Origin of the sequence: Morganella sp. TYF_1, assembly GCF_043105645.1 — a bacterium.
In the GTDB taxonomy this organism is placed as follows: Bacteria; Pseudomonadota; Gammaproteobacteria; order Enterobacterales; family Enterobacteriaceae; genus Morganella; species Morganella morganii_B.
This window is the reverse complement of the sequence record NZ_JBICLU010000015.1, coordinates 510,942-526,111: the sequence shown is the minus strand read 5'-3', so window position 1 is coordinate 526,111 and position 15,170 is coordinate 510,942. Positions and strand designations below refer to the sequence as shown.

Annotated in this window: 11 protein-coding genes; 3 read left to right on the top strand and 8 right to left on the bottom strand. The window is 51.7% G+C overall.

The features are described from left to right. Window positions 1-20: 20 nt before the first annotated feature. Both ACF8OF_RS07740 and purL read right to left on the bottom strand, forming a co-directional pair. Window positions 21-1,460: a HAMP domain-containing sensor histidine kinase gene (locus ACF8OF_RS07740; protein WP_276023025.1), complete on the bottom strand. Its 1,440-nt coding sequence runs from the start codon at window positions 1,458-1,460 to the stop codon at window positions 21-23. Window positions 1,461-2,119: 659 nt separating this feature from the next. Continuing rightward, window positions 2,120-6,007 (bottom strand): phosphoribosylformylglycinamidine synthase, encoded by a 3,888-nt coding sequence (gene purL / locus ACF8OF_RS07735; RefSeq protein WP_392496218.1) that lies wholly within the window; start codon window positions 6,005-6,007, stop codon window positions 2,120-2,122. A 261-nt stretch (window positions 6,008-6,268) separates the two neighbouring features. Between purL and mltF the strand changes: the two genes are divergently transcribed. Beyond that, on the top strand, window positions 6,269-7,708 hold the full coding sequence (gene mltF, locus ACF8OF_RS07730) for a membrane-bound lytic murein transglycosylase MltF (protein WP_025152085.1): 1,440 nt from the start codon (window positions 6,269-6,271) through the stop codon (window positions 7,706-7,708). Here mltF and tadA read toward each other — a convergent pair whose 3' ends face one another. From tadA to ACF8OF_RS07715, 3 genes are all read right to left on the bottom strand, one after another. Continuing rightward, window positions 7,709-8,236 (bottom strand): tRNA adenosine(34) deaminase TadA, encoded by a 528-nt coding sequence (tadA, locus tag ACF8OF_RS07725; protein ID WP_262861825.1) that lies wholly within the window; start codon window positions 8,234-8,236, stop codon window positions 7,709-7,711. A gap of 65 nt (window positions 8,237-8,301) precedes the next feature. After that, window positions 8,302-8,940, bottom strand: coding sequence for a leucine efflux protein LeuE (leuE, locus tag ACF8OF_RS07720; protein ID WP_025152083.1), 639 nt, complete (start codon window positions 8,938-8,940; stop codon window positions 8,302-8,304). A gap of 99 nt (window positions 8,941-9,039) precedes the next feature. Continuing rightward, window positions 9,040-10,518: an MFS transporter gene (locus ACF8OF_RS07715; RefSeq protein ID WP_392496217.1), complete on the bottom strand. Its 1,479-nt coding sequence runs from the start codon at window positions 10,516-10,518 to the stop codon at window positions 9,040-9,042. A gap of 144 nt (window positions 10,519-10,662) precedes the next feature. Between ACF8OF_RS07715 and ACF8OF_RS07710 the strand changes: the two genes are divergently transcribed. Further along, window positions 10,663-11,256, top strand: a complete 594-nt coding sequence (locus ACF8OF_RS07710; RefSeq protein ID WP_262882095.1) for a TetR/AcrR family transcriptional regulator — start codon at window positions 10,663-10,665, stop codon at window positions 11,254-11,256. A 68-nt stretch (window positions 11,257-11,324) separates the two neighbouring features. Here the strand turns inward: ACF8OF_RS07710 and map are convergent, their stop codons facing one another. The 3 genes from map to trpS form a co-directional block, all read right to left on the bottom strand. Beyond that, complete coding sequence (gene map / locus ACF8OF_RS07705; RefSeq protein ID WP_392496215.1) at window positions 11,325-12,101, bottom strand: type I methionyl aminopeptidase; 777 nt, start codon at window positions 12,099-12,101, stop codon at window positions 11,325-11,327. After that, a complete protein-coding gene (locus tag ACF8OF_RS07700; RefSeq protein WP_004241949.1) occupies window positions 12,094-12,300 on the bottom strand; it encodes a ParD-like family protein in 207 nt (68 codons plus the stop codon). Before ACF8OF_RS07700 ends, map begins: the two co-directional genes overlap by 8 nt. 108 nt (window positions 12,301-12,408) lie before the next feature. Continuing rightward, entirely contained in the window at window positions 12,409-13,422 is a 1,014-nt protein-coding gene (gene trpS, locus ACF8OF_RS07695) for a tryptophan--tRNA ligase (RefSeq protein ID WP_279796207.1), read from the bottom strand. Window positions 13,423-13,766: 344 nt separating this feature from the next. On the opposite strand from trpS, the gene ACF8OF_RS07690 reads away from it, so the two are divergent. Further along, window positions 13,767-14,255, top strand: a complete 489-nt coding sequence (locus ACF8OF_RS07690; protein ID WP_392496213.1) for a hypothetical protein — start codon at window positions 13,767-13,769, stop codon at window positions 14,253-14,255. Window positions 14,256-15,170: the final 915 nt, after the last annotated feature.

The window sequence follows — 15,170 nt, the reverse complement described above, 5'->3', positions numbered from 1 at the left end:
TTCAAATTAATGCTGACCTGTTATTCCAGTAAGGTGTGGAACGGAAGCTGAATACGGAAGCACACATCCGCACCTTCAGAACCGACTAATATCAGTTCGCCGCCCATCCGGTTAATACAATCCCGGGCAATACTCAGCCCCAGCCCGCTGCCTTTGACCGCACCTTTGCGCTGCAGCGAACCCTGGTAGAACGGTTCGAAGATCATTTCCTGTTCTTCTTCCGGGATCGGTGTGCCGGTATTGGCGACATCTATCTGTATATGCTGACCGGCTTTCCGGCTGGTTATCCGGATCTTACCCGATTCAGCGCCATAGTGTACCGCATTTGAGTAGAGATTATCGAGTACACGTGTTAATAAGACCGGTTCAGCCCAGACACTGGTTTCATCCAGCCCGACTTCCGTCGTGATTTCTTTGCTTCTCGCCGGTAAGCTGTGGGCGCTGACCACCTCGTGTACTACCGTATCGAGGTTAACCCATTTGGCTTCTGTCGGGCTGTCCACCAGGGTGCGGTTATACTCCAGCAGCTGTTCAATCAGCACCTGTAAATGGCGGCTGCTTTCACTCAGTATTGATACCACCTCTTTTTGATCCGCCGTCAGCGGTCCCGCCACTTCATCTGCCAGCAGTTCAGTACCTTCCCGCATACTGGCCAGCGGTGTTTTCAGTTCATGGGAAATATGGCGCAAAAATTCGTGACGCTGAGACTCCAGCCAGTCAAGACGCTCACTCAGCCAGACAATCCGCAGCGCCAGCGAACGCAGTTCTCTCGGGCCGTTAAAATTATCAAGGCGCTGTATCAGGTTACGCCCTTCTCCCAGACGGTTAACCATCCGTTCAATCACCTTCACCGGTCCGATAATCATACGGGTAAACAGAATAATCAGTCCGGTGCTCAGAACAAATACCAGCAGGCTCTGCCAGCCGAATGACTGGCCTTTGCGCGCGATAGCATTCTGGAGTTCCTCACCGCGCCGGAAATTCGCCTCACGGATAGCCTGTACCAGATCAGCATTACTGCGGGCAAAGGCTTCCAGGTGGGTGGTCATGGCGGCAACCGGCTCACCATTTTCACACTGCAGGACAGATAACTGTCCGAGGCTGGCGGCGATATCATCAGTATAGCGCGGATCGGGGGTGGATTGCTTCTGGCGGACGAGATAGTCCTCATAGCGGAGATACTGTTTGTGCCAGACATTTTTCAGGGTTTCATTTCCCAGCACACAGTACTGACGATAGCTGCGCTCCATTTCCAGCGCCAGGCTCGACATTTCCTCACTGCGCCGCGCATCCTGTACGGTTGAGATACTGATTTGCGCCGCCTGATTACTCAGCTCATCAAGACTCTGATACGCCTGCCACGCCAGTCCCAGCAACGGCAGCAATACCAGACAGAATGCCACCACGACCAGCTGACGCAGCGAACGCGGAAATAATCGCCATTTTTTCAAGATTGTCATCTCTTAACCTGTTGTCATGTGCATGATGCTAACCGGTTCCGGGATAAGAGAAAAGTCTCAGCATGCATCAGTGCGAAAAAGAGAACAGAAAAGACGCAGGGAAGGTATAAAATGATGACGGGACGACAGTTTCCTGCCGTCCCGTCAGTGAGATTAAGGTGGTGCCTCACTCAACGTGTCGCCCTGTGTCTGATAAAGCTTGCGCAGTTATCGGTATTAACGGACGGTAGGCACCTTACTCTGGCATCATTCCCGGGCTTATGTGGCATGTTTCCGCCTTATTGCGGGCCGACATAAAAAATTGAATGAGCAACTGAAGAAGATATTGCAACTGCCGTGCCAACTTTGGAAAATAAAAATCAATCCATTGTTATTAAAGGATAAATATTTTTAAAAACAGCTTTACTCTTTTCAGGATACGGTCATGGTCACATAAGAATCCGGTTTTGCCCCTATTTTATGAAAAACCGTCTCTGATTTGCGACAGTCTTTTTTGTTCTTTTTCATCTCTTTATATATCAATCAGTTAAATGTCCCCTTTTAACGACACTCACAAACCCTGTTGTCGCTTTTCTGTGACACACCGGATGTTTTTTCGGCAAACAGATAAAAAAACGGCGGGGATAACCCCGCCGCAGAACCGGTAACCAAATGAAAAATCAACCGAATTGTTTACGGGCATTGCGGAAGATCCGCAGCCACGGTCCGTCCTCGCCCCAGTTTTCCGGATGCCATGAGTTGCTGACCGTACGGAAGACACGCTCCGGATGCGGCATCATAATGGTCGCGCGTCCGTCATCGGTGGTGACTGCCGTGATACCGGCCGGTGAACCGTTCGGGTTCGCCGGATAGCGTTCGGTGATCTGCCCGTAGTTATCCACATATTGCAGCGCGACCAGGCCGCGTTCCGTCAGCGCCTGCTGATGTGCCGCATCACGGAATTCCGCCAGCCCTTCGCCGTGAGACACCGCAATCGGCATCCGCGAACCGGCCATGCCGCTCAGCAGCAGTGACGGGCTTTGTGCCACTTCAACCAGACTGAAACGCGCTTCAAAACGTTCAGAGCGGTTACGGGTAAAGCGCGGCCATAAATCCGCCCCCGGGATCAGATCCCGCAGGTTTGACATCATCTGACAGCCGTTACAGACCCCGAGCGATAAGGTGTCCGGACGTGCAAAGAACTGTGCAAATTCATCCCGTACCTGCAGATTAAACAGAATCGATTTCGCCCAGCCTTCACCGGCACCCAGCACATCACCGTAAGAGAAGCCGCCACAGGCAACCAGCGCCTGAAAATTGTCCAGCGGAAGGTGCCCGTTCAGCAGATCACTCATATGCACATCAATAGCATCAAAACCGGCACGGTGGAAAGCCGCCGCCATTTCCACATGGGAGTTAACCCCCTGCTCACGCAGCACCGCAACACGCGGACGCACGCCTTTTGCAATATACGGCGCAGCGATATCCTCATTCTGATCGAACGTCAGTACCACGTTGAGGCCCGGGTCTGTCAGATCCTGTTTCGCTTCGTGCTCTTCATCGGCACAGGCCGGGTTATCACGCTGACGCTGCATCTGCCAGGTGGTTTCTGCCCACATGATCCGCAGTTCACGGCAGGACTGGTGATAGACTTCCGTATTATGGCTGCGGATAATGAAATCATCCCCCGGCACAGCATCTCCGAGAACATGCAGCATATCTGCCAGCCCGGCATCGGTGAAGGCCTGCACTACGCCATCCAGATCCGCTTCACGCACCTGAAGCACGGCGCCCGGCTCTTCGGTAAACAGTGCGCCGAGAATATCCTCATCAAATGCACTGATATCCGCATTCACACCGCAATGTCCGGCAAACGCCATTTCCGCCAGGGTGACAAACAGACCGCCGTCCGAGCGGTCATGATACGCCAGCAGTTTTTCATCCCGTACCAGCGTCTGCATGGTATCAAAGAATGCACGCAGTGCCTGCGGATTGCGCAGATCTGCCCCTTTCTGTCCCAGCTGACGATACACCTGTGCCAGCGCAGTCGCCCCGAGGGTATTACGGCCCTCTCCCAGATCCACCAGCAGCAGACGGTTCGGCACATCGCTCCGCAGTTGCGGAGTCACTGTCCGGCGCACATCATCCACGCGGGCAAATGCGGTGATCACCAGCGACAGCGGCGAGGTCATCTCACGCTCTTCGCCCTGCTCATTCCAGCGGGTTTTCATCGACATCGAGTCTTTACCGACCGGGATAGTCAGGCCGAGCGCCGGACATAACTCCTCACCCACCGCTTTTACCGCCGCATATAACCCGGCATCTTCGCCCGGATGCCCGGCGGCAGCCATCCAGTTAGCGGATAATTTAATCCGTTTAATATCACCAATCTGAACACCGGCAATATTCAGCAACGCTTCCGCCACCGCCATCCGCGCTGACGCGGCAAAATCAAGCAGTGCGACCGGCGCACGTTCACCGATGGACATTGCCTCACCGTAATAACTGTCGAGGCTGGCAGTGGTCACCGCGCAATCCGCCACCGGGATCTGCCACGGACCGACCATCTGATCGCGGGAAACCATGCCGGTCACCGTGCGGTCACCAATGGTGATCAGAAAGGTTTTTTCCGCCACCGCCGGTAAGTGCAGCACACGTTTTACCGCTTCATGCAGATTGATATCACGGCGGTCAATCGGTGTGCCTTCCGCCGTCAGTGTGGTGACATCGCGGCGCATTTTCGGGGTTTTCCCCAGCAGGATATCCAGCGGCATATCAATCGGCTGATTATCAAAATGGCGGTCATTCAGGATCAGGTCACGTTTTTCTGTCGCCTCACCAATCACCGCATACGGCGCGCGCTCACGCTGACAGAGTGCTTCAAACAGCGGCAGCTGCGCCGGCGAGACGGCCAGCACATAACGTTCCTGGGATTCGTTACACCAGATTTCCAGCGGGCTCATGCCCGGCTCGTCACTGAGAATATCACGCAGCTCAAAACGTCCGCCGCGCCCGCCGTCACTGACCAGCTCCGGCATGGCGTTGGACAGACCACCCGCGCCGACATCGTGGATAAACAGAATCGGGTTGTTATCCCCCAGTTGCCAGCAGGCGTCGATCACTTCCTGACAACGGCGTTCCATTTCCGGGTTATCGCGCTGCACAGAGGCAAAATCCAGATCCGCATCCGACTGACCGGATGTCATGGAGGAAGCCGCACCACCGCCCAGGCCGATATTCATCGACGGACCGCCCAATACAATCAGTTTCGCGCCCGGCGGGATCTCCCCTTTCTGTACGTGGTCAGCACGGATATTGCCGATACCGCCCGCCAGCATAATCGGTTTATGGTAACCGCGCAGTTCCTCACCGTTGTGGCTGCTGACTTTCTCTTCATAGGTCCGGAAATAGCCGAGCAGTGCCGGACGACCGAATTCGTTATTAAATGCCGCGCCGCCGAGCGGGCCTTCGGTCATGATGTCATACGCGCTGACAATGCGATCCGGTCTGCCGAAATCCTGCTCCCACGGCTGGGTAAAACCCGGGATGCGCAGGTTTGAGACAGAAAACCCGGTTAATCCCGCTTTCGGTTTGGCACCGCGCCCGGTCGCACCTTCGTCACGGATTTCACCGCCGGAGCCGGTTGCCGCGCCCGGCCACGGGGAAATGGCGGTCGGGTGGTTGTGGGTTTCCACTTTCATCAGGATATGGGTCTCTTCCTGATGATACTGATAGCTGCGCGCTTCCCCTTCAGGGAAGAAACGCCCGACAGACGAGCCTTCCATCACCGCTGCGTTATCTTTATAGGCGGACAGCACATGATCCGGTGTCTGTTCAAAGGTGTTTTTAATCATCTTAAACAGGGATTTCGGCTGCTCTTCGCCGTCAATCACCCAGTCAGCATTAAAAATCTTGTGGCGGCAGTGTTCAGAGTTTGCCTGAGCAAACATATAGAGTTCCGCATCGGACGGATTACGACCGAGTCTGGTGAATGCATCCGCCAGATAATCGATTTCATCTTCCGCCAGCGCCAGTCCCAGCGAAATATTGGCTTTTTCCAGTGCCGCACGTCCCTGCCCGGACAGATCGATCACGGTCAGCGGTACCGGTTCATGACGGGCAAACAGCGCCTGAGCCTGTGACAGCTCACTGAACACCGTTTCTGTCATGCGGTCATGCAGCAGCACACTCAGCTGCTGACGTTCATTCTCTGTCAGCCCTGTGGCAGTAATATAGTAGGCAATCCCCCGTTCCAGCCGGGTAACGGCTGACAGACCGCAGTTATGCGCGATATCCGTGGCTTTCGATGACCAGGGAGACAGTGTCCCCGGGCGCGGCGTGACAAGAAACAGGATCCCTTCCGGCGCATGTTCCGCCAGCGACGGACCGTAGCGGAGCAGCTGCTGCAATTTGGTGTGCTCATCGTCGGTCAGGGGTGCGGAAAGATCAGCAAAATGCACATATTCCGCATAGATGTTGGTCACCGGCAGGTGGTGTTCAGTGAACGCGCTGATAAATTTTGATACGCGAAACGCAGATAACACAGGTGAGCCACGCAAAATTTCCATAGTTGTCAGTTCTCTCTTTTTAACACGCAGAGCCATCGGCCCGGAGGGGAAACGGGCACATTATAGAGCAATACTGACGCCGACGAAACCGTTTGCGTGACGTTTTTTCCCGGCGGGATTTTTTCCGGATTTCCCCCCCTGAAAACGGAATAAAGTTGCACAGCGACAAAATGTTGAGCAAAATGTCCGATTACTGGAAATATAACCATGGTAATTTATGCCTCAGAATGCATTTTTTTGTGTAACCGGTGAGACACGCCTTTGGTACATAAAAAACTAAATTACGTCGTCATCGTCGTCGTCGCGTTGTTCGCTGCGGCGCTGATCGCTATCAATATCAGCTGGCCATCACAGCAGCCGCAGCTCAACCGTATTCTCGCGCGGGGGGAGCTGCGTGTCAGCGCGATGGCATCACCGCTTATCAGCTTTAATAAGCAGGGACAGGCCAGCGGGTTTGATTACGAACTGGCGCAGCGTTTCGCGGACTATCTCGGTGTAAAACTGGTGGTGCGGGAACGCAGCGGCGTTAATGATCTGTTCAGCGACCTTGACAATAACGATGCCGACCTGCTCGCTGCCGGGCTTATCTATAATGAAGACCGCCTGGACACTGCGCTGAGCGGCCCGACTTACTACACCGTGGCACAGCAGCTTCTCTACCGCATGGGTAACAAACGTCCGCGGGATTTGGGCGATCTCGGCTCCCCAGTCTGGGTCACGGCCGGCAGTGCTCACGCCCGGCTGCTCCGCCAGCTTAAAGCAGATAAATATCCGGATCTGGACATCCGCGAGGTTACCGATAAAAACAGCAGCCACCTTCTCCAGCGGCTGGCAAAAGGTGAGATTGATTATGTCGTCAGTGACTCCGTCAGCGTGGCACAGGAGCAGCATATTCACCCGAATGTCACGGTCGCCTTTGAGATCACGGAAAATCAGCCGCTGACCTGGTATCTGAAACGCAGCGAAGACAGCAGCCTGAACGCCGCCCTGCTCGATTTTTTTAACCAGACACGGGAAACCGACACTCTGGCACGCCTGGAAGAGAAGTATTTCAGCCACATGAACCAGTTTAATTATGTGGATACCAAAACCTTTATTAATGCCATCAATACCCAGCTGGCCACTTACCGCCCGCTGTTTGAAAAGTACGCCGGAAAAATGGACTGGCAGATCCTGGCGGCGATTGCCTGGCAGGAATCACACTGGAACCCGACCGCCACCTCACCAACCGGCGTGCGCGGCATTATGATGCTGACACGACCAACCGCGGATTTCTTCGGGATTGAGGATCGCCTTGACCCCGAACAGAGCATCAAGGGCGGCGGGACATATATTAATTATCTGATGGATAAACTGCCGGACTCTATCCCGGAAGATGAAAAAATCTGGTTTGCCCTGGCGGCTTATAATATGGGCTACGGCCATATGCTGGATGTCCGCAAACTGACCGAAATGCAGGGGGCGAACCCGGACAGCTGGCTGGATGTGAAATCCCGTCTGCCGCTGCTGAGCAAAAAAGCCTATTATCAGTCTCTGCCATACGGCTATGCGCGCGGTCATGAAGCTTACCGCTATGTGGAAGGGGTACGCCGTTACCAGCTCAGTTTGCAGGGCTATCTCGATTTACATCAGGAAGAACTGCGGTTACAGCAGCCGCAGGAAGAAACGGCAGAGATTCTGACCTCTGCCGCACCATACTGATCACTCACCTTCTGTCTGCGGATTGTCCGTATTCTGTTTTTTCAGGGCTTTTTTCTCCGCACGGCGGCGGCGGAAAAATTCACTGAGCATTGCCGAACACGCCTCCCCCAGCACGCCTCCCGTCACTTCCATATAATGATTGAGACGCGGTAAGGTCAGCAAATCAATAAATGACCCCGCAGCGCCGGTTTTGGGCTCTGCCGCGCCGTACACCAGACGTTTGATCCGGCTGTGGATCAGTGCCCCGGCACACATCATGCAGGGTTCGAGGGTGACATACAGTGTGGCATCGGTCAGCCGGTAATTTTCCAGCACCGCTCCGGCCCCGCGCAGCGTGACAATTTCAGCGTGGGCCGTCGGGTCATGGCTGAGGATCGGCTGATTAAAGCCCCCTGCAATGCGCTGATTATCTTTCACCAGCACCGCCCCGACCGGGATCTCCCCCGCCAGTGCGGCCTCTTCCGCCAGCGCCAGCGCCTGCCTCATCCAGAATTCATCATTATTATAAGGTGTTGTACTGTCAGTCACGTGAATACCTGCTTGTTTAAAATCAGGCACAGTATAGCGTCACTTTTAGCAGACAGGCAGTGTCTTTACGCCGTAAACAGCGCCAGTTTGGCGGCAAATCCCATGAAAAACAGCCCGATGGTACTGTTACCCGCTTTTGCCGCCTGTTTTTTGTGGCGGAAAAACTGTGATAACTTCGTGCCGCTGTAAATTAAAAAGGAGAGATACAAAAAGCTGACCGTTTCCAGAATCAGCGCCAGCACGCCGTAGCTCACCGCCGGATGGGTATAATTAAAATCAATAAACTGGATAAAGAAAGAGACATAAAACAGAATTGCTTTCGGGTTTGTCAGGCTCAGGATCAGCGCTTTATTAAAGGCATTTTCCGCTTTCAGCGGTTTATCCTCATGACGCCCCTTCTTCTGCATAAACGTGGCATAGAGGATTTTCAGTCCCAGATACAATAAATACGCGGCACCGAGGTAACGCACGGCGGTAAATAATGCCGGGGAGGCTTTAATCACTGAGGCCACCCCCAGAAATGACAACATGATCAGTACCGCATCACCGGTAAATACGCCCAGCGCAGCCTGGTAACCTTTTTTGTATCCGAATGTCGCGCTGGATTTAAGGACATACAGTGAGTTCGGCCCCGGCACGAGGATAATAAAAATAACACCGATAATATAAGTACCGATATTCAGTATGCCCAGATTTTCAAACATAACGCCTCCGTGGTGTGTGCCTGTTTACAGCTGTTTTTTTATTATTTTGTGTTCAGATTAATAAATCACAAAATACACGCCACGGATATACCCTCTCTGTTATAAGGTTATTTTCCCGTTTTCCTGCGGCATTTTGCGGCGGCGGGGATAAAATATCAGGATAAATATCCATACTGCCGATAATGCTGCGCCTGCCATTGCCAGATTAAACCCGCCCGCAAAGGCTTCATAAACCGCATTCTGCACTGCGTTTGTCAGTTCTCCGCTCTGTACGCCGGTGATAAGCTGCTCTGCTGACGGCAGCTGACGGTGCTGCGCAATACTGACCGCCCGCTGTATCATCAGGGTGCCGAGCAGTGCTACTCCCAGCGTCATACCGGTCTGGCGCATCATATTCAGTGTCGCCGAGGCCACGCCGGAACGCGCCGGGTCAGCGGCATGCATAATCAGCGCCCCGGTGGCGGGAATCGATAACCCCATGCCGGTGCCGAGCATAAACAGCATCAGCCCTGTCAGCGGATATGGCGTATACGGTGTCAGCAGTGTCATCAGCCCGCAGGATGCTGCGGTCAGCAGCAGACCGGTACCGAGGATCAGCCGGATACTCAGTTTGCGGGCGATCCGCCCGAAAGAGAATGCAAACAGCGCCATGGCGATAAATTCCGGCGACATCCGCCATCCTGCTTCAAGGGCATTCCAGCCCTGTGCTTTCTGTAAAAACAGTGCAATAAAAAACACATTAGTGTAGGCCGCAAAACCAATCACAAACGAGGCCAGATTATAGTGCAGATACTCGCGGCGTCTGAAATCCGCCAGCAGCAGAAGCGGTTTTGCCACCCGGCTTTCGGTGTACAGAAATAACAGAAGAAAAATAATTCCGCCGGTGACAGTAAACAGCGTCAGCGGATGCAGCCAGCCGTGAGTACCCGCTTCCGTCAGTCCGTACGTCACGCAACCCAGCGCCGCAATACTCAGCAGTTGCCCGGCAGGATCAAACGCTGCTTTTTCCGGGTCGGCACTTTCGCGGATGCCGTATTGCCCGAGCAAAAACGCAATTATACCGACCGGAATATTGATCAGAAAAATACCTTCCCAGCCGGTGGTGTGCACCAGCACGCCGCCGAGGATCGGCCCGGTAATCAGTGACAGCGCACTGACCGATGACCAGATACCAATCACACGGATACGCTGCTGATTATCCGCAAAGGTATGTGTGATCAGCGACAATGCGCCGGGGATCAGCAGCGCCGCCGCGATTCCCTGTACCACCCGCCCCGCCAGTAACAGCGGCAGCGTGTCCGCCAGGGCGCAAAGCAATGAGCCGAGGGTAAAAATCAGCACACCCGCCAGCCACATCTTTTTGCGCCCGTAACGGTCACTCAGCGGCCCGGCGGACAGGATAAGGGCAGATAAACACAAGGCATAAGCATCTATCAGCCACTGCAATGACACCATCGGTGCATCCAAATCATGCTGAATGGCCGGCAGTGCCACATTCACAATGCTGATATCCAGTGTTGCCATAAAAGTACCCAGGCAAATCGCGGTGGTAACGGCAAAATAACGAAGTCTGTTCATCGTGTTCTCCTTTCATAACAGCAGAATATACATTGACCGACCGACGGTCAATCGAAATAAGAACGTATTTCATTTGCGTGTTTTTTTCGCCTTCATATCCCGGAAATGGCATAATCAGGGTTTTCCGTTATACAAGGCGCATTTATGACTCAGTCAGCAGAACACAAACCCCGTTTTAAACCTGCCGATGTCCGGATCAATGAACTGATGGATGCCGCCGAATCACTGTTTCTCGAAAAGGGATTTGATGCCACTACGGTCAGTGACATTGTGGCGCGGGCCGGTGTCGCCAAAGGAACCTATTACCACTATTTTGCCGCTAAACCGGATATTTACGAGGCATTGCGCCACCGTTATATGGACTGGTTTCTGTCACAGACGCAGCAGGCGATGGATGCCTGTGCGGCGGATGATGCGGATGCCAGACTGGCCGCCTGGTGTGACCGGTCTGTCACCGCCTATACGGAGAAACAGGAACTGCATGATGTCCTGTTCCATCAGGGATTTCACCAGCAGGGCAATGACCATGAAAACGCCGTACTGAATCAGCTGCTTGCCCTGATTGCGGAAGGTGAGAAGCACAGTCACTGGCGGGTGGCACATCCGGATATCACGGCAATGATTATTTATCACGGTATGCATGCGGCGGTGGATACCCTGCCGCAATCCGGACAGTACACCGCACAGACGCTGGGCGGCGTGCTGTATGAACAGTTTCTGCGCTTTCTGAAAGCCTGATCTGCTCTGATAAAAAAAGCCCGGTCGCAGCCGGGCTTTTCACACTCTGTTGTTTATACAGATAAAAATCAGCGTAATGTTTCATCCGCACGCAGAGTTAACACTTCATAGCCGGTCGCGGTCACCAGAATGGTGTGCTCGGACTGCGCGGATAATTTTTTATCCCGCGTCACCACTGTCCAGCCATCTTTTTTGGTTTTAATTTTCGCGCCGCCCTGGTTAATCATCGGCTCGATGGTAAAGGTCATCCCCTCTTTCAGTTCCGTCCCTTTACCGTGCACACCATAGTGCAGCACCTGCGGGGCTTCATGCATCTCACGGCCGATGCCGTGACCGCAATACTCACGCACTACGCTGTAGCCGCGTGACTCGGCATAATGCTGAATAGCAGAGCCGATATCGCCCAGCGTCGCGCCCGGTTTCACCTGCTGAATACCTTCCCACATAGCCTCATAGGTGGTTTTCACCAGTTTACGTGCCAGCGGGGATGCTTCCGGCATGACATACATTTTACTGGAATCGGCAATAAAGCCGTTCTTCTCCAGTGTGATATCCACATTAATGATATCTTTGTCTTTCACCAGTTCGTCCGCTTTCGGAACACCGTGGCACACCACTTCATTCAGCGAGGTATTCAGCACATACTGAAATCCGTACTGCCCTTTACTGGCAGGGCGTGACTGAAGGGTATTCACAATATAATCTTCAACTTTGTCATTAATCGCCAGCGTGGACACACCCGGTTTAATGAAATCATCCAGCATGGCAAAAACGCTTGCCAGCAGACGGCCTGATTCCCGCATCAGCGCAATTTCTTCCGGTGTTTTTATAACGATACTACTCATGCTGTTCTCCTTTCCGGCTGACAGATTCTTTTTCCAGCATTTCGCTGACAAGCATTGTGAAGGTTTTATCCGGATTCATTTCAGCCTGCATTCCGATTTTGATCCAGAATTCTGCCTGAGCATTGATAGAGCGCGACATGACTGTACTCGCCCGGCGCAGATATTCATGTAATTCATCGGAGATTTTGACAATACCCACGTGAAATCCTTAACTGATAAACCATATATAAAACAGATATGGTTCATATAGTAGACCTCCCGCAAACGGGAATCAATCGCATCCTGATAAATCAGCATATTCTGTCAATCAGAAGAGCAATAACCCCATTCCCCGTTTCACCCGATCCAGCGTCTGCTGTGTCACTTCCCGCGCTTTTTCTGTTCCGCTGCGGATCACAGAGAGCAGATAAGGCTTATCCGCCATCAGCCGCGCCCGCTCCTCACGGATCGGTGCCAGCAGTGTCTGCAGGCATTCGTTCAGCACTGACTTACACTCTCTGTCACCTAACCCGCCTGCCTGATAACGTGCTTTCATCTCAGCAACCAGGGCTATATCCGGATGAAACGCATCAAGATACGCAAACACCACATTGCCCTCAATCCGGCCGGGGTCAGACACCCGCAGATGATGCGGATCGGTAAACATAGCATTGACGGCGCGCGTCAGTTCATCGGCACTGACAGAGAGATTAATGGCATTACCCAGTGATTTGGACATCTTACCGTTACCATCAATCCCCGGCAGGCGGCCGGTTTTACCGACTTCAGCACGACAATGAACCAGTAATTCCTGTCCGGTAATATGATTGATTTTGCTGACAATCTCATTGGTTTGTTCAATCATCGGCAGTTGATCTTCCCCGACCGGCACCAGATCAGCTTTAAACGCAGTGATATCCGCCGCCTGGCTGACCGGATAAATCAGAAATCCGGCCGGCAGTGTACGGGAGAACTGCTTCTGAATGATTTCCTGTTTAACCGTCGGATTCCGCTCCAGCCGGGATACGGTCACCAGATTGAGATACAGCAGTGTCAGTTCAGCCAGTGCGGGCAGCGCCGATTGCAGACAAATCACCGAACGGGCGGGATCGATGCCTGCCGCCAGGTAATCCGCCGCCACATCATAAAAATAACGGTTTACGTTTTCCGGTTGCGCACCGTTATCCGTCAGTCCCTGCATATCCGCCATCAGAATATACTGCACGGCAGAATGCTGAAGTCTGACCCGCTGTTGCAGCGAGCCGGTATAGTGCCCGAGGTGCAGCGGCCCGGTGATACGGTCACCGGTCAGAATAACGGATTGCGTGTGATGAGCAGACATACGATTTCCTCTTTTATTATGATCAGAGGCCGCCGGGGTGAATGCAATATGTCTGAAATGAAATCGCCGCACTCCGGCGGCGATTTTTGCAATTAAAACTGAATAACAAAAACGGCGCCGCACGTTGTGCGCCACCAGCAAGTATTGAGTGATAAACAGACTGCCATTTTATTATTCATCATGCTGACAATGTACAACCTTTATGGTTTATTACCACTCTTTTTTTGGCTGCGACGGACAGATGATCTTTCTGAACGCGAATAAGGCAATCACATGATTTCGGCTTCGATGCAATCAGGGTAGTTTGTCAATCTGGATATCACTGAGTCATAGGGTAAGTAAATATGTCTTTAGTTATAGGTAACGGTTGCTTTCCGTGTATTATTGATACTTATAAAGTCTTAGATGTATTTAATAATACTGCTCCCCCTACCCTGAGTATCTGGGAGAAAATTAAGGAGTTTTTCTGCCGTACTCATCAGACAGAGGCTATGTCATACCTTCATAAACTCTGCCATCCTGATCCTCCCCTGACAAAAATTGAAACAAAGGCACTCTTCGAAAAATTACGTGAGTTGGCTTATCCCGGCTTTGAGGATTATTTTTCAATTGAAGAAGTTGATGAAGTTGATGAAGTTGATGAAGCTGATGAAGTTGATGAAGTTGATGAAGTTGATGAAGCTGATGACGTTAATGAAGATAATAAAATTCTTAATTTACGCATCACGAGTACTGAAGGTTACAACTTGCTGACAATACGTATTAAAAATAACTATTTTATTGAGTGGAACGACAATATTCATTGTCTTTATCCACTCCGTCAGTCAGCCTGAATTTAATTATGGTTTCCATAGCGGACCGGCTTAAAACATGCCCGGTTTCGTATCACGTTCAGGATGCCATACAATCGCTATCGTGTTACGCGCTACCGTCAGGAGATTCACATCAATACATCTGCTATTACACTGACAGACACGATGACCGGGGAATACCCTTTTATTTACATACGTTATTCTTTGTCAGCACGAGCGGGGGTAAAAATGACAAATCATGACAATAAATCAGTTTTCTTTCATTGAGTTACCGTCTTTATCCGGTAGAATCAGTCAATGAAAACACATTATGATTTATCACCTCTTCCGGAGAATATTTATCGGACCAGATTAAAGTTACGTTAAGGAGAATATATGTTTTTACTGACACTCGGATTTATTATTTTATCCTGCCTGTTTGCCACCGTCATGAGCCCGAAATGGGATGATTAAATGAACGCAGCATTATCTCTCTGAACGCCTTTCAGTATTATACCAACACTGAAAGGCGTTTTATTTACGATGTTGTACAATACCGTATTCTCCCTTACCTTCCCGGCAAAACACACTTTTTGACCAATCATTTTTTGACTAATTCATATAACTTAACTATCTTAGACATGTCACCAAGCTGAAAGTAACACCTGACGCCTCTGAACCGGTTTCGTTTGTTCAGAGGCTTTTTTATTTCCTGCAGGAAATCCTGATTACCACCCCGCCAATATATTGTATTTTCTGAATAAATTACGCCATGATACATACGCCCGGCCTGATGCAAACCACTACGTGCAAATACTAAAAATAATCACGGATACATTTTTATACTGTACATATTCCAGATAGTGGTTATATTGATAAGCAGTTTTAATTAATTGATATTCACATTACTGACCTGCTCCTGACTATGCAGGTACACGTTCTGACATGATTTACCCG